Origin of the sequence: Saccharopolyspora karakumensis (assembly GCF_004349225.1) — a bacterium.
Taxonomy (GTDB): Bacteria; Actinomycetota; Actinomycetes; order Mycobacteriales; family Pseudonocardiaceae; genus Saccharopolyspora; species Saccharopolyspora endophytica.
In genome coordinates this window covers 42,924-49,096 of sequence record NZ_SMLA01000053.1, presented here as the reverse complement: position 1 = coordinate 49,096, position 6,173 = coordinate 42,924, and the positions used below count along the sequence as shown (strand labels likewise).

The window sequence follows — 6,173 nt, the reverse complement described above, 5'->3', positions numbered from 1 at the left end:
CGTGTTGCAGGAGCACGCCCGAAGCGCCGTAGCTGTAGTCACCGAGACCGGAGACGTATCCGCCAAGCGTGTTCAAGAAGCGGTGCAGCTGACTCTGCCCGTGGTGGAAACGTCCGGCACTCGACCATCCGTAGGAACCTCCGTAGACGGCTTCGGCACCCCTGGTCGAGTACACCCGTTCCAGCTCCGCCGAGACCAGGTCGAGCGCCTCGTCCCACTCGACTTCGACGAACTGGTCGTCACCGCGGTCTCCCGTACCAGGTCCGCCCTCCAGCCAACCCCTCCGGATCGCCGGGCGGGTCACTCTAGCCGGGTGGTGCTGACTTGACGCCACGTTGTGGATGATGTCGCGCGGATCGGAATCCTTCCGCCACCCAGTCACCGAGCGCAAAGCACCTCCCGTCGCCACCGCCTCCAACACCCCGAAGTGGGTCAGGTGGATCCGGCGCGCTCCCGGATCCCCGGAGTTGCCCGCGCTCATTTGACGACCTCCACGCTCATGCGACGACGAGGGCGAACCGCGCGCGGACGATCGGACTCGGTCGCCTCCACAATCGATGGGTCCGGCTGACGGGCAGCCTTGACAGCCGTGCGGGGGAACAGCGGCGCGCTCGCAGCAGGCATGTGCGGACTCCTCTCCGGCGGCGACCATCGCTGCAGGTCGCGCTTCCCGGACGCGTGGGGCAAGCTTCGACTTGGTGCAGCGGCCGCTGACATCGACTCAGACAGCGGTCTTGCACACCGCCCACACCTTAAGTTGCAAGTTGTTGACAATCGACGTTTTACCATCCTAGCATGACCTAAGTCACGCACTGGCAGGTTCACGACACTCGCCCGTGCATAAGCGAGAACACGACATGGCGCGCTCAAGGTTCGTTCGCGGTGTGCGGAAATCCAGCGCCTGCGGCTGGTTCGACCCCTACCCCCGCTCGAAGTCGTGAGAGGACGATCCGCCTGAGGGCTTCCCGCGTCGGCGACGCGAATCCCCGTAGCTTCGCGGAATCACTATCGAGGAGAAGGCACGATCATGACGAATAGCACTGACGCGACGGGTGGGAACGTCCGTCCGTTCAGCATCCACATCCCCGATGAACGGCTCGCCGAAGTCCGCGAACGCGTCGAGAAGACCTGGTGGCCGTCCGAACCGAAGTTCACAGGTGACGACCCGTGGTACTACGGCGCCGATCTGGCAACGATGAAGGACCTCGCGCGTTTCTGGCTGGACGAATACGACTGGCGCGAGCACGAAGCTCACATCAATTCCTTCCCCCAGTTCATGGTTGGCGTGGGTGACGGCCAAGAGATCCACACCGTGCACGTCCGCAGCGGTGGGCTACCGGTTCTAGTCCTGCACGGCTGGCCGAATTCCTTCCACACCTACCTGGACCTGGTCGGCCCGATGACCGATCCGGCAGCGCACGGGGCACCGGAAGCGGCGCCGTTCGACGTGATCCTGCCGAGCCTGCCCGGATACGCCTTCTCCCCCTGCGACCGCATCCTCTCGCCGCGCGAGGTCGCCAGCATGATGCAACGGTTGATGACCGAACTCGGCTACGACCGCTACATCGTCGTCGGCGGTGACTGGGGAGCGCACATCGCCAGCCTCATGGGCCACGACTTCCCCGAGAACGTCATCGCCATTCACATCGACCACTCCGAGGTTCGGCATGCCGGCTCCAACATCGGCACCGGGCAGACCGGCGCGGATGACGCGACGGCAGCCGAGGTCGACTTCATCGAGCGTGAAACCGAGCTCTGGGGACGCGAAGGCGCGTATTGCCATCAACAGCTGACGCGTCCGCAGTCCTTGGCCTTCGCCATGACCGACAGCCCGGTCGGCGCAGCCGCTTGGCTCGTCGAGAAGTGGTACGCCTGGGCCGATGTCGACCCTGAAACCTTCTTACAAGTGTTCAGCCCGGATCGTCTGCTGACCGAGGTGCTCGTCTACATCCTGCCCGACCGCTTCGTCACCGCGACGTGGCTCTACACCGGCTGCGGCGACGCGGTGCTGACCGAGCTCAACCCCGGCGAGCGTGTTGAGGTGCCGGTATCGGTCTCGGCGTTTCCGGACCCGGCCTTCCCGGTTCCGCCGCGGGAATTCATCGAACGCTCCCACAACGTGGTCCGCTACACGCACATCTCGCACGGCGGGCACTACCCCGGCATCGAAGCACCCGAGGAGTACGTCGCCGACATCCGTGAGTTCGTCGCCGAGCTGTCGCGTTCGTCGGCTCACCGGCTGAGCGAGGCCATCGGCTGAGCAATTCCGACGTCTCTATGAGTGAAGCCGCCGACCCACACTAGGTCGGCGGCTTCACTCATAGAACAGACGGGAGTTCGCACTCCAGCTGAGCGCATTTGAGCCGGCGTCATTCGGATCGCACGGATGCCTCAGCGGCCCCCAGACTGCTGCGGGTCGGGTCGAGGTAATGCGACATGACGCCTCGGTACGACAGACAATCGTCGAGGACGAAGTGTTCGTCGAGGATGCGCAGCGTCTCGTTTTCGTCCCGCTGACGCAGTGCGTCCAGTATTTCCCTGTGCTCACGCACCACGGTCGCGCGCCAGTCAGGGTATTTGTCGGCCAACGAGGCCATGCTGAGAACTGCCTCCGCCACGAGGGTGTGGTACATCCTGCTCAGCCGCTGGCTGCGGGCGGCATCGACGAGAATCGTGTGAAATCGCATGTCCGCGGCGACGGCACCCCGGTCGTCACCGGATTCGACGGCCGCGTTCATCTCGTCGAGGCTGGCTTCGAGTTCCTCGATCGTCTTGTCCACATCGGTGCCCTCCCACCGCAGGAGTCGCATCACCGCAGTGTGCTCGACTGCGCGGCGGCCCAGGTATATGTCAGCGACGTCGCCGGCATCGAGCTGCACGACGAACGTCCCGCGGTGGGGCTCCGACCGCAGGAGACCTTCCTGGATAAGGCGCTGCATGGCCTCCCGGACCGGCCCGCGACTGATGGCGAACTGATCGGCGAGCTGCTTCTCGTTCAGCTGCGTACCGGGCGGGAGCGCGCCATCGAGGATCGACGCGCGGATCTGCTGAACGATGTTCGTCGATGCAGTCGACAGACTGATCGACTTGAACCCTTCAAATGCCACGTGCGACCCTCCGCAACTCCTGACTCACAGGCCAGCGCTCGGAGGTGTTCTCCTCGTCTTCGAGCACCTGCCTCGAGTTCCATTTTCGGTCGCACTTCGACGAGCCACGGTGCGGCATCTCGTACGACGCAGCCTTAAGCATATCGTAAGTTGTTGACAAACGACCAAGTGGGTCGAGGCGGTACATCACCCGCCTCCCCCACTCCGCAGCGCCCGTACGGCGACCTGGGCGAGGTGGATGGGTTCGCGCTCGCCGGCTTGGCGGACTTGGGTGCGGCAGGAGTAGCCGTCGGCGAGCAGGTCCACGGCGGGCTCTGCTGCCCTGACCGCCGGGAGCAGAGCGCGTTCGGCGCAGGCCATGGAGACGTCGTAGTGGCCGTCTTCGAAGCCGAAGTTGCCCGCCAGCCCGCAGCAACCGGAGTCCAGCACGGTCGCGGTCACCCCGAGCGCGTCGAGCACCGCGCGGTCGGGTTCGCTGCCGAGTTCGGCGTGCTGGTGGCAGTGCACCTGCACGAGCACTTCCTGCGCCGGGCCACCAGCGGCGGCTGTGAGTTCGTCGGTGTGGCGGGCGAGCAGTTCGGCGAAGGTGAACACCTGGGTGGCCAGGCGCTGGGCTCGGGGGTCGTCCGGGAGCAGTTCTGCGGCGTCGGAGCGCAGTGCCGCGGTGCAGGAGGGTTCCAGGCCGACGACCGGGACCCCCTCATCCAGCGCCGCGCCGATCGCGTTCAGGCTGCGGGCCAGCACCTTGCGGGCGGCGGTGACCTGGCCGGTGGAGGTCCAGGTCAGTCCGCAGCACACCGTGCGCGGGGGTGTCTGGACGTCGTAGCCGAGCGCGGTGAGCACGGCGACGGCGTCGGCGGCGATGTCCGGGTCGAAGTGGTTGGTGAAGGTGTCGGTCCACAGCATCAGCGGTCCGCGGCTACCGGGCTCGATTCCCAGGTCTGGTACGGAAGTGGACTGCAGTCCGCGTGCGGCGCGGAAGGTGTAGGTCTCGCGGGCCAGCGGTGGGATCGCGCGACGCTGGTCGATGCCGCCGGCCTTCTTCGCGACCCGCGCCAGCGCCGGGACCTGCGCGAGCCGGTTGAGCGCGTCGACGAGCGGTGCCGGGAGCGCAGCCGCGGCGCGCAGCCAGCGCGGGAGGGCGCCCATCGAGTAGTGCGAGCGTGGGCGGAGCTTGCCCTGGTAACGCTGGGCGAGGAACTCGGTCTTGTAGGCGGCCATGTCGACCCCGACCGGGCAGTCGGACTTGCAGCCCTTGCAGGACAGGCACAGATCTAGCGACTCGGCGACCTCCTCGGACTGCCACCCGTCGGTGATGACCTCGCCGTTGGCCATCTCGAACAGCAGCCGGGCACGTCCTCGGGTGGAGTGCTTCTCCTCCTGGGTGACGTTCCAGCTCGGGCACATCACGCCGCTGCCGGTGTCCACCGCGCACTTGCCCACCCCCAGGCAGCGGCGGGTGGCGCGGGTGAAGGAGCCCTGGTCGTGGGTGAAGGCGAGTTGCGGCTGGTCGGAGATGGTCGGCATCCCGACGAACACGCGCAGGTTCTCGTCCATCGTCGCCGGCCGGACGATGCGGCCGGGGTTCATCCGGTCATCGGGGTCCCAGATCTCCTTGAACCGCTCGAAACCGTCGATGATCTGCGGCGGGTACATCCGGGGCAGCAGCTCGGCGCGGGCTTGGCCGTCGCCGTGCTCGCCGGACAGCGACCCGCCGTGGGCGACGACCAGATCGGCGGCGTCGGTCATGAACGCCCGGAAGTTCGTGATGCCCGGCTTGGTCGCCAGGTCGAAGTCGATGCGTACGTGCAGGCAGCCGTCGCCGAAGTGCCCGTAGTAGATGCCCTTGCGGCCGTGCCGGGCCAGAACCTCGTCGAACTCGCGTAGGTAGGCGCCGAAGCGCTCCGGCGGGACCGCCGCGTCCTCCCAGCCCGGCCAGGCCTCGCCGCCATCGGGCGAGCGGGTGAGCAGTCCCGCGCCCTCCTCGCGGACCCGCCACAGCGCGGCCATCTGGGCCGGTTCGGCAACCACGACCGCACCGGTGGTGTAGGGCTTCATCGCGATGGCCACGGCCTGAGCGGCGGCTTCGGCCGCGGCGCGGTTCTCACCACCTGTTTCGACGTAGAGCCAGCCGTTGCCCTCCGGCAGCATGCGGCTGGTGGTCTCGTGCGGCCGCAGCGCACGCAGCGCGGCGATCAAACCGGCGTCCATGCCCTCGATCGTGAGCGGGGACTGCTCACGCACGACCATGACGTGATCGGCCGCGGTGTAGGCGTCGGGGAAACCGAGGATCGCCAGCGCCCGCGCGGGCGGCGATTCGACCAGGTCGACGGTGGCTTCCAGGATCGTCGCGCACGTGCCTTCGGTACCGACCAGCGCTTTTGCCAGGTTCACGTTCCCGGGGACCAGCTGGTCGAGGTTGTACCCGGACACCCTGCGGGTCAGCTCCGGCACGTGACGCTCGATCTCCGGGGCCATCCGCTGTCCCAGGGCTCGGAGTTGGTCCGGGATCGGTCCCCGTTCGTCACCGCGGAGGCCTAGGGCGAGCCGCTCGCCCCGGTAGGTCACCACTTCGAGCGAGCGCACGTTGTCGACCGTCTTGCCCCAGGCCACCGAGTGGGACCCGCAGGCGTTGTTGCCGATCATCCCGCCGATGGTGCAGCGGTTGTGCGTCGAGGGATCCGGTCCGAACGTCAACCCGTGCGGCTTGCCCGCGTCGCGAATCGCATCGCACACCACCCCCGGCTGCACCCGCGCGGACCGTACCTCCGGATCGACGTCCAGGATCGTGTTCATGTGCGTACGCAGGTCGAACGCGACCGCCGTGTTGACCGCCTGACCCGCGATCGATGTCCGCGAGCCCACCGGCATCACCGGCACGTCGTGCTCGCGGCACACCGCCATCGCCGCCTCGACCTCGCCCGCATCCCGCGGCGCGACCACCCCGATCGGGACACCCCGGTAATTCGACGCATCCGCCGACCACATCGCACGGCTCGCCGCGTCGAACCGGACCTCGCCACCGATCGCCGCCCGCAGGTCGCTCTCGACCTTCCGGGACCTAGC

The 6,173-nt window shown here is 67.4% G+C and carries 4 protein-coding genes; 1 reads left to right on the top strand and 3 read right to left on the bottom strand.

What is annotated here, in order from left to right; translation table 11 throughout:
- On the bottom strand, positions 1–481 hold a 481-nt coding region (locus E1202_RS25495), incomplete at its 3' end, for a molybdopterin-dependent oxidoreductase (RefSeq protein WP_165943986.1).
- Positions 482–1,027: 546 nt separating this feature from the next.
- Between E1202_RS25495 and E1202_RS25490 the strand changes: the two genes are divergently transcribed.
- Positions 1,028–2,260: an epoxide hydrolase family protein gene (locus E1202_RS25490; protein ID WP_132685666.1), complete on the top strand. Its 1,233-nt coding sequence runs from the start codon at positions 1,028–1,030 to the stop codon at positions 2,258–2,260.
- Positions 2,261–2,369: 109 nt separating this feature from the next.
- Here E1202_RS25490 and E1202_RS25485 read toward each other — a convergent pair whose 3' ends face one another.
- Positions 2,370–3,107, bottom strand: a complete 738-nt coding sequence (locus tag E1202_RS25485; RefSeq protein WP_132685665.1) for a GntR family transcriptional regulator — start codon at positions 3,105–3,107, stop codon at positions 2,370–2,372.
- 186 nt (positions 3,108–3,293) lie between these two features.
- Positions 3,294–6,095: an FAD-binding and (Fe-S)-binding domain-containing protein gene (locus E1202_RS25480; RefSeq protein WP_408007315.1), complete on the bottom strand. Its 2,802-nt coding sequence runs from the start codon at positions 6,093–6,095 to the stop codon at positions 3,294–3,296.
- Between the last annotated feature and the right edge of the window lie 78 nt (positions 6,096–6,173).

Coding starts and splice junctions, on each gene's coding strand:
- E1202_RS25490 (WP_132685666.1), top strand. CDS start 1,028: ATGACGAATAGCACTGACGCGACGGGTGGGAACGTCCGTCCGTTCAGC.
- E1202_RS25480 (WP_408007315.1), bottom strand. CDS start 6,095: ATGTGGTCGGCGGATGCGTCGAATTACCGGGGTGTCCCGATCGGGGTG.